Genomic DNA, 15,165 nt, shown 5'->3' with positions numbered 1-15,165 from the left:
GGGCTCCGCTCACCGTGCGCCGGACTTCTTGCGCAGGACCCAGAACAGGCCGAACGAGAGGGCCAGCACGACGACCACGCCGAGCACGCCCGCGAGACCGGTGAACCTGTCGTCGCCACCGAGCGCGTAGTCGGCGAACGTGCCGCCGGCGAACGGGTGCTCCTGCGCGTGCTCGGCGATGCCGGTGTCCTCGACGGTCTTGTCGAGGCCGTCCGGGTCGCCGGACGCGAAGTACGACAGCACCCCGGCGATCAGCAGCGAGACGAACGCGAACCCGATGGAGAACTTCTTCACGACCGCACCTCCAGCGGCTTGCGGTTGCCCTTCAGCAGGAAGACGAGGTCGGGGCGGATCGAGGCGACCGACGTGACGGTGGCCGCGGTGATCAGGCCCTCGCCGATGCCGATCAGCGCGTGCAGGCCCCACATCAGCAGCGCGACCTTGCCGATCTCCACGCCACCGGCGCCGCCGATCGCGTACTCGACGATGAAGCCCGTCGCGGCGAGCAGCGTGTTCACGAACGCCGAGACGAAGGCGACGGCCGCGAGCCCGCCCTTGCCCTTCCGGGCGAACTTCCGCAGCGCCACGGCGACGAGGAACCCGGCCGCCGTGCCGATCAGCGCCATGTTCGTGACGTTGGCCCCCAACGCCGTCAGACCACCGTCCGCGAACAGCAGGGCCTGCACCACGAGCACGATCGTCACGCACAGCGCGCCGACGTACGGGCCGACCAGGATCGCCGCGAGCGCACCGCCGAGCAGGTGGCCGGAGGCGCCGGGCAGGATCGGGAAGTTGATCATCTGGACGGCGAAGATGAACGTGGCCACCAGGCCCGCCATCGGCGCCGTGCGGTCGTCGAGGTCCGCACGTGCCTTGACCAACGCGAACCCGACACCGAGTGCCGCGATGACGAGGAAGGCGACCGAGACCGGCGCGTTCAGCAGACCGTCGCTCATGTGCATGGCAACAGGTGACATGTGGGCAGACGCTAATTGCCCGACCTCGGCTGTGGCTAGAACTGTGCAACAACTATCTGCGGGCAACAGCGCGGCGGTCGTCACAGCTGGAGCACGGGATCACGGGCGACGTCGACGTCCGCGACGCGCACGGCCGCCGCCTGGAGCACCGGAGTCGCGGCACTGCCGTCGAAATCCCTCTTCGACGAGGTCAGAGCGCCATCATCGCGCGCCGTGGCACACGGCCCGACGTCTCGGCACGTGATGTGAAAGCCAACGGCTCGTCTTCGCGCTGGGGTCTGCCGTAACGTCCAAATTCGAACATTCGGACGGATGCGGGAACGAGTGGGGTGTGCGGTGGATCTTCAGCACTGGCTCAACGAGGCGGTGGCCAACCACGAGAAGTGGACCGCCGAGCACGGCGCCTTCACACCCCACTCGTCGCTGCACGTCGACCCGGCCGTCTTCGGATCGGCGCTGGCCGAGCTGCAGGACCGCCTGCGCGACAACTACCCGTTCTTCCACCCGCGCTACGCGGGCCAGATGTTGAAGCCCCCGCACCCCGCGGCGGTGGTCGGCTACCTCTCCGCGATGCTGATCAACCCGAACAACCACGCCCTCGACGGCGGCCCCGCCACCGCGGCGATGGAACGCGAGGTCGTCGACTCCCTGGCGGCCATGTTCGGCTATGACGAAGGCCACCTCGGCCACCTCACCTCCAGCGGCACGATCGCGAACCTCGAAGCCCTCTTCGTGGCGCGCTCGCTGCACCCGGCGCGTGGCGTCGCCTACTCCTCCGAGGCGCACTACACGCACTCACGCATGTGCGGCGTCCTCGGCATCAAGGGCCACCCGGTCCCCGTGGACGACCGCGGCCGCATGGACCTGGACGCCCTGGAAGACCTCCTGCGCACCGGCAAGGTCGGCACGGTCGTGGTCACCCCGGGAACCACCGCTTTGGGCGCCATCGAACCGGTACACCTCGTGCTGGACGCGGCACGCCGCTACGACGCACGGGTGCACGTGGACGGAGCGTACGGAGGCTTCTTCACCCTCCTGGCGGGCACAGACCTGGCACCGGAACCGTGGAAGGCCATCGCGGAGTGCGACTCGGTGGTGGTGGACCCGCACAAGCACGGCCTGCAGCCCTACGGCTGCGGCGCGGTCCTGTTCCGCGACTCCTCCGTGGGCCGCTTCTACCTGCACGACTCCCCGTACACGTACTTCACGTCCGACGAGATGCACCTGGGCGAGATCAGCCTGGAATGCTCCCGGGCCGGTGCCGCCGCAGCCGGCCTCTGGCTGACCCTGCGTCTGCTCCCCCTGACCCGCGACGGCCTGGGCGAGGTCCTGGCAGCAGGCCGACGGGCAGCCGTGCGCTGGGCGTCGACGATCCGCGAGTCCGACGCCCTGGAGCTCTACCAGGAACCCGAACTGGACATCGTCACGTACTTCCCGCGCACCACCCCGCTGAGCCTCTCAGCGGTGGACGCCGCCTCGCACCGCGTCATGGAGACCGGCATGAACGCCCCGCTCGACCCGGTCTTCCTGAGCGTGGCACGCGCCTCGAAGGAGGCGTTCGCGGCCCGCCACCCCGAGGTGACCGCCGACGCGGACGGCGCACGGGTGCTGCGCAGCGTGCTGATGAAGCCGGAGTCCGAGGACTACCTCGACACGCTGCACGCGCGGGTGCTCAGCCTGCTCTGACGGCAAGCCGAAGGCGAACCACCCCGTGAACGGGACATGACGCCGAAGACGGCCACTCGGCGGCGACCACTCGGCAAGGGTGACGTCGTCCCAGGAGGTGACCTCTCCGCCGGAACAGGACCCGGCCACCCGACGCCCGCCCATACCCGCATCCCGCCGCGGACGTCTCCCCGGCGTCACCGCCGCTGAGCCCTCTGCGCATCCAGGCCCCCGAACCAACGCCGAACTGGGCGACTCACCCCCGGTGAGTCGCCCGCGCACGGCGCGACGATCAGCCGTGCTTGGCCCGCCGCCCGGACCGCCGAGGCGGCAACGGCGTGTCGCCGCGCAGGTCCAGGCGCCGCTGCTCGCCGTTGGCCTCCAGGTGCGTCACCATCCGGCGCAGCATCTCGGCCAGCGACTGGGCCTCGGACGACTCCAGCGGGTCGCTGACGAAGACCTCTTCCTCGTTGAACTTGGGGAAGAGGTCGGCCATCAGCTCCTCACCCTCGGGGGTGAGCCGCAGGACCGCGAGCCGCCCGTCGGTCGGGTGGCCGAGGCGCTCCAGCAGTCCCCGCGACTGCAGCGTCTTGGCGACGCCCGTCAGGGTGCCCTTGGAGATGCCCGCCTCCTCGGCGACGTAGCGCGTCTCCATCTCGCCCCAGATCCACACGACCCAGAGCACGACGAAGCCGGTCCAGGTCAGATCGCTGGTGCGCAGCACCGAGTTCTCGAGGTGCTGCCGGATCGCGGTCGCGGCGCGGTGGATGTTCGACACCGCTGCCATCTGCTCGCGATGCAGCGGCACCGCACCGAGCTTGGCCTGGACGGCTTTCTCGGTCTCGGCAATCGTGTGGTGACCAGACAACTCAAAGTCTCCCGTGCTCGAGCTCAGGTGTTCCCGGCACAATACTTGCGGTTCCGAACTATGTCTGTGATGTGGTGCGAGTCGGTCCGCAACCGCTGTGATCACGATCCCACATCGTGCATGATCTCGTGACGGTCGTCACCCGTCCAGTTACGGACTGTTGCCCCGTGGTGGACGATGAGTGCGGAGCACCGGCTGGTCTTTGCTCCACGGACGGGTCCATAGCGTTCGCTCCTCGACGTTATCCCCTCCGCGCCAGCGACACACTGTGCCGGAAAGGTAGTTCGACGTGGTCGGTGAACAGGTGACACGGGAACTCGCGGCAAGACTCGGCGAGGACGGGATCGACGTGGTGCGCGTCGTCTTCCCCGACCTGCTCGGCACCGACCGGGGCCGTGACGTCCTGGTGGAGCACCTACCTGCGGTCGTGCACCGCGGGCTGTCGTTCTGCCGGGCCGTGTACAGCACGACTCCCGGCGGCAAGACCACGGAGAACGGGGGTGTGCTCGACGCCGGGCTGCCCGACGTGATCGTGGTCCCGGACCTCGACACGCTGCTCCCGATCCCCTGGGAGCCGGGGGTGGCGTGGTGCATCGGCGACGCCGTGAGCCCCGCTGACGAAAGACCTGTGGACGAATCGCCCCGGCAGGTGTTGCGCAGGGCACTGGAAATATTCGAGACCACCGGGCTGCACCCGGTGGTCGGCCCCGAGTTGGAATATTTTCTCTGCGAACCCGATGAAGATCGCCCGAACGGGTGGCGGCCCTACTGCGACGAGCCGGGCAACGTGTACGCGACCGGCCGCCGCGGTGATTCCGACGGTCATCTGTTGAGAACTCTTCGGACGCTCAGCAGCGCGGGCCTCCAGACGACCGGCGGGAACCACGAGTACGCGGGCGGGCAGTTCGAGATCAACCTCGTCCACTCGTCCGCCATGGACGCGGCCGACCGCGCGTTCCGGTTCAAGACGAGCGTCAAGGAGCTGGCCAGGCGGGAAGGCCGGATGGCGACGTTCATGGCCAAACCGTTCAACGACGGCGGCGGCAGCGGCTTCCACCTGCACCTGTCCTGCCACGAGGCGGACGGCCGCAACGCGTTCCAGGCGCCGGGCACCGCGAGCGGCCTGTCGGAGGAGGCGCGCTGGGCGATCGGCGGCATCCTCGAGCACGCCCCGGCGCTGGCCGCGCTGCTCAACCCCACGGTCAACTCGTACAAGCGGTTCGGGCCGGACTCGCTCGCGCCCTGGCTGATCGACTGGGGCCTCGACAACCGCAGCGCGATGCTGCGGGTGCCGGCCGAGCGCGGCGACACGACCCGGCTGGAGCTGCGGCTCGGCGACGCGAGCGCGAACCCCTACCTCGGCATCGCCGGCCTCATCACCGCCACCTACCTGGGCATACGCGACCGGATCGAGCCGCCGCGGCCGTCGGCGGGCTACGGCTACGACCCGTCGAAGGCCCCGACGCTGCCCGCCACCCTGCCCGACGCGCTGGCCTACCTGGAGGAGGACACGGCGATGGTCGAGGTGCTCGGCAAGGACTTCGTGCGGTCCTATGTGGACTTCAAGTGGGAGGAGGTGGCCCGGTTCCAGCGGTTCGTGACCGACTGGGAGTTCACCGAATACGCGTACCACCTATAGTTCACCTGCGATGACTGCACTCACGGACCGGCTCACCTCGATCGCCGACGAAGACGAACTGTTCGACGCCTTCTCCCACTGGGCGACCGAGCGCGGCCTCGCGCTGTACCCGGCGCAGGAGGAGGCGGTCATCGAGCTCGTCTCGGGGGCCAACGTCATCCTCAGCACCCCCACGGGGTCCGGCAAGAGCCTGGTGGCCATCGGCGCCCACCTCGTCGCGATGGCGGGCAACCAGCGCAGCTTCTACACCGCGCCGATCAAGGCCCTGGTCTCGGAGAAGTTCTTCGCGCTGTGCGAGGTGTTCGGGCCGGAGAACGTCGGCATGATGACCGGCGACGCCTCGGTGAACGACCAGGCGCCCATCATCTGCTGCACCGCGGAGATCCTCGCGAACATCGCGCTGCGCGACGGCGCGGAGGCCGACGTCGGCCAGGTCGTGATGGACGAGTTCCACTTCTACAGCGAGCCCGACCGCGGCTGGGCCTGGCAGGTGCCGATCGTCGAGCTGCCGCAGGCGCAGTTCCTGCTGATGTCGGCGACGCTCGGCGACGTCGCGTTCTTCGAGAAGGACCTGACGCGGCGCACCGGCAGGCCGACGGCGGTGGTCCGCTCGGCGCAACGGCCGGTGCCGCTCAACTACCAGTACGTCACCACGCCGTTGCACGAGACGATCGAAGACCTGCTCCACGGTCGCGAGGCGCCGATCTACGTCGTGCACTTCACACAGGCCGCCGCGCTGGAGCGCGCGCAGTCGCTGATGAGCGTCAACGTCGCCACGAAGGCGGAGAAGGAGCAGATCGCCTCGACGATCGGCAACTTCCGCTTCTCCTCCGGCTTCGGCAAGACGCTGTCGCGGCTGGTCCGGCACGGCATCGGCGTGCACCACGCCGGCATGCTGCCGAAGTACCGCCGCCTGGTCGAACAGCTCGCCCAGGCGGGCCTGCTCAAGGTCATCTGCGGCACGGACACCCTCGGCGTCGGCATCAACGTGCCGATCCGCACGGTCGTCTTCACGGCGTTGTCGAAGTACGACGGCCAGCGCACCCGCATCCTCAAGGCCCGCGAGTTCCACCAGATCGCCGGGCGGGCGGGCCGCGCGGGCTACGACACCATCGGCACGGTCGTCGTGCAGGCGCCCGAGCACGAGGTCGAGAACATCAAGGCACTGGCGAAGGCCGGCGAGGACCCGAAGAAGCGCCGCAAGGTCGTCCGCAAGAAGGCCCCGGACGGGTTCGTGTCGTGGAGCGAGTCGACGTTCGAACGGCTCGTCGGCGCCGAACCGGAGCCGCTGACGTCGTCGTTCCAGGTCTCGCACGCCATGCTGCTCAACGTGATCGGCCGCCCCGGCGGCGGCGCGTTCCAGGCGATGCGGCACCTGCTCGAGGACAACCACGAGGACCGCCCGAAGCAGCTCAGGCACATCCGCCGCGCGCTCGCGATGTACCGGGCGCTGGTCGCCGCGGGTGTCGTGGAACGCGACGGCGACGACTTCAGCCTGACCGTCGACCTGCAGTTCAACTTCGCGCTGAACCAGCCGCTGTCGCCGTTCGCGCTGGCCGCGATCGAGCTGCTCGACCGCGAGGCGCCCGGCTACGCGCTGGACGTGCTGTCGGTGATCGAGTCCACTTTGGACGACCCGAGGCAGATCCTGGGCGCGCAGGAGCACAAGGCCCGCGGCGAGGCGATCGGCGCGATGAAGGCCGACGGCATCGAGTACGACCAGCGCATGGAGCTGCTGGACGAGGTCACGTACCCGAAGCCGCTCGCCGAGCTGCTCGACGCCGCGTTCCTGACCTACCGCCGTGGTCACCCGTGGGTCGGCGACTACTCGCTGTCCCCCAAGGCCGTCGTGCGCGACATGTACGAACGGGCGATGACGTTCACGGAGTACGTGTCGTTCTACGGCCTCGCCCGCTCCGAGGGCCTCGTCCTGCGGTACCTGGCCGACGCCTACAAGGCGCTGTCGCAGACGGTGCCGGAGGAGGCGAAGACCGAGGAGTTGCAGGACCTGATCTCGTGGCTCGGCGAGCTGGTCCGCCAGGTCGACTCGTCGCTGATCGACGAGTGGGAGAAGCTCACGAACCCGGACTCCCCGGCCGAGGAGGTCCGCGTCGACCTGCCGCCGGCCGTGACCCGCAACGTCCGCGCGTTCCGCGTGCTCGTCCGCAACGCCCTGTTCCGCCGCGTCGAGCTGGCCGCCAAGCGCGACTGGTACTCCCTGGGCGAGCTCGACCACGAGTCGGGCTGGACGGCCAAGGAGTGGATGGACGCGCTGGAGCCGTACTTCGAGGAGCACTCGGACATCGGCGCGGGCCCGAACGCGCGCGGCCCGGCGTTCCTGATCATCAACGTCGAGCGCGAGCGCTGGGTGTGCCGGCAGATCTTCGAGGACCCGGCTGGGGACAAGGACTGGGGCTTCAACGCCGAGGTCGACCTGGCGGCGTCGGACGAGCTCGGCGAGGCGGTCGTGGTCGTCACGGACGTCGGCCGCCTCTGACCGGTGTTCAGCGGTCGTCGAGGAGCCCGGTCAGCCACCGGGCCTCGTCGGGGCTGACCGGCAGGTGCTCACCGTCCCGCGTGCCCCGGTCGTAGTCCTCCAGCGACCAGCGCGTGGAATGCCACTCGCCGTCCCCGCGGTACTCGGCGTCCCCCAGGTGCCCGGTGCGGTGCAGGTGGTCCAGGTTCGCGAGGTCGAGCGCCGCGGCCCGGTCGCGGAAGAACGCGTGGTACCGGTGCCCGTCGTGCGGCCAGGCGGTCCGCTGCCTCTCGTGGCGGATCCTCTTGGCCATCGTGAACGCGTGGTTCACCTCGAAGCCCGCCGGGACCTCCTCGACCCGCACCCCCGGCTGCTCCGCCACGCGCGCCAGCAGGTCCGACGGGGCCCACACCAGGTCGCGGGTGAACGCCTGCTCGCGGTCCCCGTCGACCCGGACCACCGCGAGCGGCAGCGGGAGCTCGCCCGGTGCGTCCAGCAGCAGGAAGCACCGGCGGCCGGACCGTCCCGCGATGACCGCCCCGGCTTCCTCGGCGGACACGGCGCGGTGGCGGTAGAACACCCGCTTGCGCTGTTCGACCTCCGTGAGCAGCTCCGAGGGCGCCCAGCCGGCCCCCGTGTGGACCTCCTCGCCCGTCCCGGCCCGCCTGATCACGCAGAAGACGCCCCGGGGGTCGAAGATCCCGTTCTCCACCGTGAAGTACTCGGGTCCGCCCCGCGCCCGCAGCCGTTCGCGGTGCACCTCGAGTTCGATCTCCTCCAGCGCCCTGCCGGAGTCGGCGCGGTCGAGCTCCTCGACCCGGAGGTCCTCGCGGCCGAGCAGGTCGGAAGCGACCCAGCGCAGGTCGCGCGTGAAAGCCTCTTCCGCCGACGGGATCTTCCTGACCACCGCGTGCAGCCGGCCGCTCTCCTCGCGCACCACGAACCACGACGGCCAGATCGCCGCCCACCGGTGGCGCTCCAGCTCCTCCTCGCTGATCGGCAACCAGAGCGACCCCCGGTAGGCGCGTTTCCCGGCTCGCCAGACGTTGTCCGGGGTGAGGTGGCGGCCGAGCCACTCCTGCACACCGTCCCGCCGGCGCATCACCGCGGTCACGTTGAGGAACTCGTCGACGCGGAAGGTCGTCGAGAACACCGCCACGCACGGCAGCCCGGCCCGTGCCTCACGCATCGCCTCGTACGCGTGGTCGTAGAACGCGTGGCTCTCGACCTCCGTGACCGTCCACGCCGGTTCGGGCGCGGCGAGAAGAGCGGAGCCGACCCACTCGCCCGTGCCGGCCAGCTCCTGTTCCCGGTCGCCGTCCACCCGCACGAGAGCGCGCGGAAGCGGACCGCCGTCCCGAACCACGAAATACTTCACCGCATCCCCCCAGATCGGCCGAACCCCAGTCATACCCCGGCCGCCCGCGGGAAGTCACCTGAAAAGCCGCTTTTTCCGGTCCGGGGCAAAAGCGCGCCCCATTTGAGACGCAATCGCCGAGGTGGAATGGCAGTCGATTGACCGCGTGGAGCCGTTGGGGGCAACACCATTGCACGGGGACGCGGTGGCCGGGATATGGTGAGGCGCACTGGGGAATTGCCTGGGAAAATTCCCGGGCGCAGCCGACTGGAGGACGAAGTGGACCCGGCACTGGACGCCCTGCGCGACCGGCTGGCGGAGATCATCGCATCGCCGCCGGACACCACCGACGAGCTCGTCGACACGCTGAGCGGCCTCGCCAAGCTGTCGAACCAGTGGTCCGAGGCCATCGGGGCGCTGCGCGCGCCCACCCGCAGACTGATCGGCCCGGCCGCCGCCGCCTCCGTGAGCGTCGCCGCCCGCCGAGCCGAGGAGTCGTTCATCGAGCTGGAGATCACACTCGGTGACGCGCTGGCGGCCCAGCCGCGGGCCGTACGGCAGTCCTGACACCCGATCGGAGGGTTCCGGCCCGTCGTTCACCTGGCGGATGATGCGGCCGATCGGGTTCACACGACCGGAAGGGGTCACGTGGTGCACACACGGTGCTACCGGACCCCCAGGGCGGATCACCCTCCGTGACGGTGCATGATCGCGTATCCGACGCCCTCGGCTCACCGGGCGCGTGACGACCGCAGCACGGTCTGATCGCCGCTCGGGAGGATCGGCCGTACACAGTTTGGACTCGATCTCGAATGACCTCAGGTCTGCCCTGCCCCATCTGCGAGGGGCCTGATCGACGTGGCGGCCTCGAACGCTCCTTGCGGGTGCTCGCCGTCGACGACGAGGCACCGGCCCTGGAAGACCTCGTGTACCTGTTGCGCTCCGATCCGCGCATCGCCCACGTCGAGGCGGTCACCGACGCCACGAAGGCGCTCCGCGTGCTGCACCGCGCGATGGACGCCGGTCAGCCGTTGGACGCGGTGTTCCTCGACATCCGCATGCCGGGGCTCGACGGTCTCGACCTCGCCCGCGTGCTGTCCCGGTTCGCGCAGCCGCCGCCCGTCGTGTTCGTGACGGCGCACCAGCAGCCCGCCGTCGAGGCGTTCGAGCTCAAAGCCCTCGACTACCTGCTCAAGCCCGTGCGTCCCGAACGGCTCGCCGAGTCCGTGCACCGGATCGTGCACGAGGTGTGGGACACGAAGAACGCCGTGAAGACGTCCGGCGAGCCCACCGCCGCGGCGCCGGCGCAGCCCGCGAACTCCACGCCGCCGGAGATGGGGGACGAGGTCATCCCCGTCGAACTCGGCGGCGTCACCCGGTTCATCCGCCTCGCCGACATCCGGTACGTGGAGGCGCACGGCGACTACGCCCGCCTGCACACCGCGACCGGCAGCGGCCTGGTGCGCGCGGCGTTGAACGGCCTGGAGGAACGCTGGCGCAGCGCCGGGTTCGTCCGCATCCACCGCAGCCACCTGGTGTCGCTCGGCCACATCGACGAACTGCGCCTCGAGGAGGGCCACCTCAGCGTCACGATCGGTGGCGCGGTGCTGCCGGTCAGCCGACGGCACGCCCGGCACCTGCGCCAGCTGCTGGTCCGCCGTGCCCGCCCGGCCTCCGTCGCGGGCCAGACCGCCTCCACCGGCGCGGCCCAGCCCAGGAACGGGCTGGGGTCGTGACGACGCCACCACCCCGGTGTCCGGTGCCGAAGCCGACCCAGCGCGTGGTGGTGACGAGCCCGCGCACGCGGGCGCCCCGCGCGCGCCGCCCGTACTCGGGCACGCGCGAGATCAAGGAGCAGAGTGAGCTCGGCGCCGTCTACATGCGCACGCTGATCCGGGCGCAACGACGCCTCGGCCTGTCGGTGTGCCTGGTGACGTGCGGCGCGCTCGGGTTGTTGCCGCTGCTGTTCGCGATCGAGCCGGGGCTGGGGAAGTTCCGGGTCCTCGGCCTCGGACTGCCGTGGTTCCTGCTGTGCGTGGCGACGTTCCCGATGCTGCTGCTGGCCGGCTGGTTCTACGTGCGGCAGGCCGAACGCAGTGAACGGGAGTTCGCGGAGCTGGTCGAACGTCCATGACGAGTGGCTACGCCGTAGTGGCGGTGGTGGTCGTCGTACTGGGCGCGATCCTGGTCGGCACCTACGGCCTGCGCGTCTCGCGCACCACGTCGGACTTCTACGTCGCGTCGCGCACGGTGTCGCCGTGGTGGAACGCCTCCGCGATCGGCGGCGAGTACCTCTCGGCGGCGTCGTTCGTCGGCATCGCCGGGCTGATCTTCGCCTACGGGCCGGACATGCTGTGGTTCCCGGTCGGCTACACCGCCGGGTACCTGGTGCTGCTGACGATGGTCGCGGCGCCGTTGCGGCGGTCGGGCGCCTACACGCTGCCGGACTTCGCCGAGGCCCGGTTCCGCTCGCGGGGCGTGCGCGCGGTCGCGTCGGTGCTGGCGCTCGCGATCGGCTGGCTGTACCTGCTGCCGCAGCTCGAAGGCGCCGGTCTGACCCTGAACACCGTCACGGGCGCACCGGACTGGGTGGGCGCGCTGATCGTGACGGTCGTCGTGACGGCGAACGTGATGTCCGGCGGGATGCGGTCGATCACGTTCGTGCAGGCGTTCCAGTACTGGTTCAAGCTCACCGCGATCGCCGTGCCGATCGTCTTCCTGGTTCTCGTCTGGCAGGTGCACGGCGCCCAGTCGCTGACCAAGCCGGACTTCCCGGCGTTCCGGCAGGACACCGAGGTCTCGTTCCAGCGCCCCACGGTCGTCCACGCCGAGCGGCCGCTCGTCGTGAAGGGCACGGGCGAGGTCGACGGCAACCGCGTCGAGAACGCCGCGGTGCTGCTCGCCGAGGGCTACCACCGCATCGGACAGGGCTCGGAGTTCGTGTTCCCGAAGGACGCCGCCGTCCCGCACCTGTCCACAATGGCGCACAACACCAACGAGATGTGGTCGCTGCCGATGTCGAGCGGCGCGGACTTCCCGTTGTACGGGGCCTATTCGCTCATCATCGCGACGTTCCTCGGCACGATGGGCCTGCCGCACGTGATCGTGCGCTTCTACACGAACCCGAACGGCACGGCCGCGCGCCGCACGACGTTGATCGTGCTCGGCCTGCTGTCCGTCTTCTACCTGATGCCGCCGATCTACGGCGCGCTCGGCCGCATCTACACGCCCGAACTGCTGATGACGGGCCAGACCGACGCCGTGGTGCTCGTGCTGCCGACACGCATGATCGACGGCATAGGCGGCGAACTGCTCGGCGCCCTGGTGGCGGGCGGCGCCTTCGCGGCGTTCCTCTCGACGTCGTCGGGCCTGGTCGTGTCGCTGGCCGGCGTGCTCTCCCAGGACGTGCTGCGCGTGGGCGGCGTGCGCGGTTTCCGCGTGTCGACGGTGCTGGCGGGCATCGTGCCGCTCGCGATGACGTTCGTGTCGACCGGAATGCCCGTGGCGGACATGGTCGGCCTGGCGTTCGCGGTGGCGGCGTCCTCCCTGTGCCCGTTGCTGATGCTGGGGATCTGGTCGTCGCGCATCACGACCGTCGGCGCGATCGCCGGCATGCTCGCCGGCGGCCTGCCCGCCCTGACCGCGGGCCTCGTCACGATGTTCACCGACACCGGCGACGCCTGGTACGAGATCCTGCTGTCCCGCCCGGCGGCCTGGACCGCGCCGCTCGGCTTCGCGGTCATGTACGTCGTCTCGCTGCTCACCCAGCGCCACGTGCCGTCCGGGGTGCAGCGCACGATGGTCAAGCTCCACGCGCCCGAGAACCTCGGGCTCGACAGCTCCGGCCCCCACTCGGGCGAAGAGCGAAGCTAGAAGGTGGCGTGAAATGGCGGACTTCCTCACCGCCGCCGCGATCCTGGTCGTGGGCGGCTCGGCGGTGCTCGTGCTGTGGCGGGGCACCCGCAACAAGCAGTCGCTCTCGACCGAAGCACAACGCGTCACCTACGAAACCCTGCACACGGCCTGGTCCGCCGCCCCACCACTACGAGCGGGCCTCGTCCCCGACGCGGCGAAGAAGTCCGCACGGCACCTGCGCACCCTGCTCGACACCCCCGCCCTCGCCCTCACCGACGAGACGGAAGTCGTGGCGTGGGAAGGCGTTTCCGAGCACCACGCCCACGAGGCCATGGCACAGGCGGAGGACGTCTTCCTGACCGGCCGCACCCAGGCGTTCGACATAGGCTGCTCCGAACCGAACTGCCCGATCAACTGCGCCGTGGTGGCCCCTCTGACCGTGGAAGGCCGCGTAGTAGGCACCCTCGCCGCCTACTCCCGCGAAGCATCGGCAGGCCTCGTCCGCGCCACGAACCAGGTGGCCCGCTGGGCGGCGGGCCAACTGGAACTCGCCGAGCTGGACCGCTCCCGGACGCGCCTGGTCGAAGCCGAAGTGCGCGCCCTGCGAGCCCAGATCTCGCCGCACTTCATCTACAACTCGCTGTCCGCCATCGCCTCGTACGTCCGCACCAACCCGGAACGCGCCCGCACCCTGCTCCTCGACTTCGCGGACTTCACCCGCTACTCGTTCCGCCGCCACGGCGACTTCACCACCCTGGCCGAGGAGCTCCGCTCCATCGACCAGTACCTGGCCCTCGAACGAGCCCGCTTCGGCGAACGCCTGAGGGTCACCCTCCAGGTCGCCCCCGAAGTGCTCCCGGTCACCGTGCCGTTCCTCTGCCTGCAACCTCTCGTGGAGAACGCCGTGCGCCACGGCATGGAGGGCAAGGTGGAACCGGGCCACATCCAGATCTACGCCGACGACGGCGGCGCCGAAGCCCACATCACGATCGAGGACGACGGCATCGGCATGGACCCCGAAAAGCTCCGCCGCACCCTGGCCGGTCAGGTGGACGAGTCCGCGGGCATCGGCCTGGGCAACATCGACGAGCGGCTGCGGCGGGTGTACGGCGACGAGTACGGCCTGGTGGTGGAGACAGCCCTGGGCCTGGGCACGAAGATCACCGTCCGGGTTCCGAAGTACCAGGCCGGGATCAACGGGATGTGACGCCTGGGAAGCCGGGAACCAGACCCGTCCGGCGAGCGGTATCGAGGTGACGTCACCGCGAAGGTGACCCCTCCGCCGGAACAGCACCGGTCAACGCAAGCCGGCCCGCCTGCCGGAACAACTCGCCGGGGTCACCCTTCCGCAGAGCGACCCCGGCGAAGCCAAACCCTCAGCTGGCAGCCTTCGCCGCCCGCCGATCAGCAGCGTCCAGCACCGCCCGAATCCAGGCCAGCTCGTCCCCGGAGCAAGCACCCTCAGCCGCGGCGCGCCGCAGCCGAACCCACAACCCCAGGTCGGTCCACTCCTGGAACCGCCGGTGCACGGTGGGCACGGTCACCCCGAACGAAGCCGGCAGATGCCGCCAAGCACACCCCGACGACAAGACGAACACGATCGCGGTGAACACGGCCCGGTTGGACACGCGCCCGCGTCCGCCGCCCTGCCGCCGCACCTTGGCCGGCGGGATGAGCGGTTCGACGACCGCCCACAGGTTCGCCGGCACGAGGCGGGCGGAGAGCTGTTCGATGACGTCACCGCGGCCGGGCTCGGCGGTCGGCTCGGGCCACGCGGAGGAGCGCATCCAGCTCTCCGTGCGCGGCGCGACGTCGGCGGGCCGCGTGTCCTGGCGGGCGGACTCGGCGCGCTGGCGGGAGCGGAGCAGGGTGGCCAGGGCGGTGTCGTCGGCCGTGGTGCGGCGCTGCGGGACGGCGTAGGCCTGCTGGGCGTGGCGGGCGATCTCGGCGCCGACGGTGCGGCGGAACGACGGGGTGCCGACGAGGCGCGGGTCGATCGGCTGGCCGTAGCGGACCGGGACCTGGGCCTGGTGGGGCGGCACGGGGCGTCCTGGCACCTGGCGGGGCGGGACCTGGCGCGCGAGGCGCGGGTCCGATGTGCGTGCGAACTGCTGCGAGTCGGTCATGGTGTGGTCCTCCGCCAGGACTTTTCCGTCAGGTGACAGCACTCACAGTAAGAAGGCGTTTACGAAAGAGGTAAGTAGGTAGGCCGGGATAGGCGATGAGCGGACGTGCGGTGCCGATGCGCGGCTCTCCCTGTTGAGACGAGTGGCGCACTGTCTGCGACGAACGGATAACCGGTCGTGTTACGCGTTCCACTTACGGGTG

General features: G+C 70.2%; 12 protein-coding genes and 1 pseudogene. 8 read left to right on the top strand and 5 right to left on the bottom strand.

From position 1 onward, the window contains the following. Window positions 1–9: 9 nt before the first annotated feature. Window positions 10–294: a PDGLE domain-containing protein gene (locus BLQ91_RS17680; RefSeq protein ID WP_090097964.1), complete on the bottom strand. Its 285-nt coding sequence runs from the start codon at window positions 292–294 to the stop codon at window positions 10–12. Then, window positions 291–977, bottom strand: coding sequence for an energy-coupling factor ABC transporter permease (locus BLQ91_RS17675; protein ID WP_090097963.1), 687 nt, complete (start codon window positions 975–977; stop codon window positions 291–293). Before BLQ91_RS17675 ends, BLQ91_RS17680 begins: the two co-directional genes overlap by 4 nt. 336 nt (window positions 978–1,313) lie before the next feature. Between BLQ91_RS17675 and BLQ91_RS17670 the strand changes: the two genes are divergently transcribed. Further along, the gene (locus BLQ91_RS17670; RefSeq protein ID WP_090097962.1) at window positions 1,314–2,663 is read left to right on the top strand and encodes a pyridoxal phosphate-dependent decarboxylase family protein; all 1,350 of its coding nucleotides are present in this window, start codon (window positions 1,314–1,316) and stop codon (window positions 2,661–2,663) included. Window positions 2,664–2,934: 271 nt separating this feature from the next. Here BLQ91_RS17670 and BLQ91_RS17665 read toward each other — a convergent pair whose 3' ends face one another. Then, window positions 2,935–3,450: a MarR family winged helix-turn-helix transcriptional regulator gene (locus BLQ91_RS17665; RefSeq protein ID WP_236219911.1), complete on the bottom strand. Its 516-nt coding sequence runs from the start codon at window positions 3,448–3,450 to the stop codon at window positions 2,935–2,937. A 364-nt stretch (window positions 3,451–3,814) separates the two neighbouring features. On the opposite strand from BLQ91_RS17665, the gene BLQ91_RS17660 reads away from it, so the two are divergent. Then, complete coding sequence (locus BLQ91_RS17660; RefSeq protein WP_245733577.1) at window positions 3,815–5,149, top strand: glutamine synthetase family protein; 1,335 nt, start codon at window positions 3,815–3,817, stop codon at window positions 5,147–5,149. A gap of 10 nt (window positions 5,150–5,159) precedes the next feature. Further along, window positions 5,160–7,646, top strand: coding sequence for a DEAD/DEAH box helicase (locus BLQ91_RS17655; protein ID WP_090097960.1), 2,487 nt, complete (start codon window positions 5,160–5,162; stop codon window positions 7,644–7,646). A gap of 7 nt (window positions 7,647–7,653) precedes the next feature. On the opposite strand, the gene BLQ91_RS17650 is transcribed toward BLQ91_RS17655, so the two are convergent. Then, complete coding sequence (locus BLQ91_RS17650) at window positions 7,654–9,003, bottom strand: hypothetical protein (RefSeq protein ID WP_090097959.1); 1,350 nt, start codon at window positions 9,001–9,003, stop codon at window positions 7,654–7,656. Between the two features lie 258 nt (window positions 9,004–9,261). On the opposite strand from BLQ91_RS17650, the gene BLQ91_RS17645 reads away from it, so the two are divergent. The 5 genes from BLQ91_RS17645 (at window position 9,262) to BLQ91_RS17625 (ending at window position 14,044) form a co-directional block, all read left to right on the top strand. Continuing rightward, window positions 9,262–9,549, top strand: coding sequence for a hypothetical protein (locus BLQ91_RS17645; RefSeq protein ID WP_090097958.1), 288 nt, complete (start codon window positions 9,262–9,264; stop codon window positions 9,547–9,549). A gap of 245 nt (window positions 9,550–9,794) precedes the next feature. Then, entirely contained in the window at window positions 9,795–10,718 is a 924-nt protein-coding gene (locus BLQ91_RS17640; RefSeq protein WP_090097957.1) for a LytR/AlgR family response regulator transcription factor, read from the top strand. A 23-nt stretch (window positions 10,719–10,741) separates the two neighbouring features. Further along, a complete protein-coding gene (locus BLQ91_RS17635) occupies window positions 10,742–11,116 on the top strand; it encodes a DUF485 domain-containing protein (RefSeq protein ID WP_245733575.1) in 375 nt (124 codons plus the stop codon). Next, the gene (locus BLQ91_RS17630) at window positions 11,113–12,855 is read left to right on the top strand and encodes a sodium/solute symporter (protein ID WP_090097955.1); all 1,743 of its coding nucleotides are present in this window, start codon (window positions 11,113–11,115) and stop codon (window positions 12,853–12,855) included. Before BLQ91_RS17635 ends, BLQ91_RS17630 begins: the two co-directional genes overlap by 4 nt. A 13-nt stretch (window positions 12,856–12,868) precedes the next feature. Further along, a complete protein-coding gene (locus BLQ91_RS17625) occupies window positions 12,869–14,044 on the top strand; it encodes a sensor histidine kinase (RefSeq protein WP_090097954.1) in 1,176 nt (391 codons plus the stop codon). Between the two features lie 172 nt (window positions 14,045–14,216). Here the strand turns inward: BLQ91_RS17625 and BLQ91_RS42700 are convergent. Further along, window positions 14,217–14,570, bottom strand: a pseudogene (locus BLQ91_RS42700) (transposase); the annotation flags it as partial. Window positions 14,571–15,165: the final 595 nt, after the last annotated feature.

The sequence above is a fragment of the Lentzea jiangxiensis genome, assembly GCF_900104175.1.
Classification (GTDB): domain Bacteria; phylum Actinomycetota; class Actinomycetes; order Mycobacteriales; family Pseudonocardiaceae; genus Lentzea; species Lentzea jiangxiensis.
The sequence above is the reverse complement of the archived record's forward strand: the minus strand, read 5'-3'. Positions and strand labels throughout refer to the sequence as shown.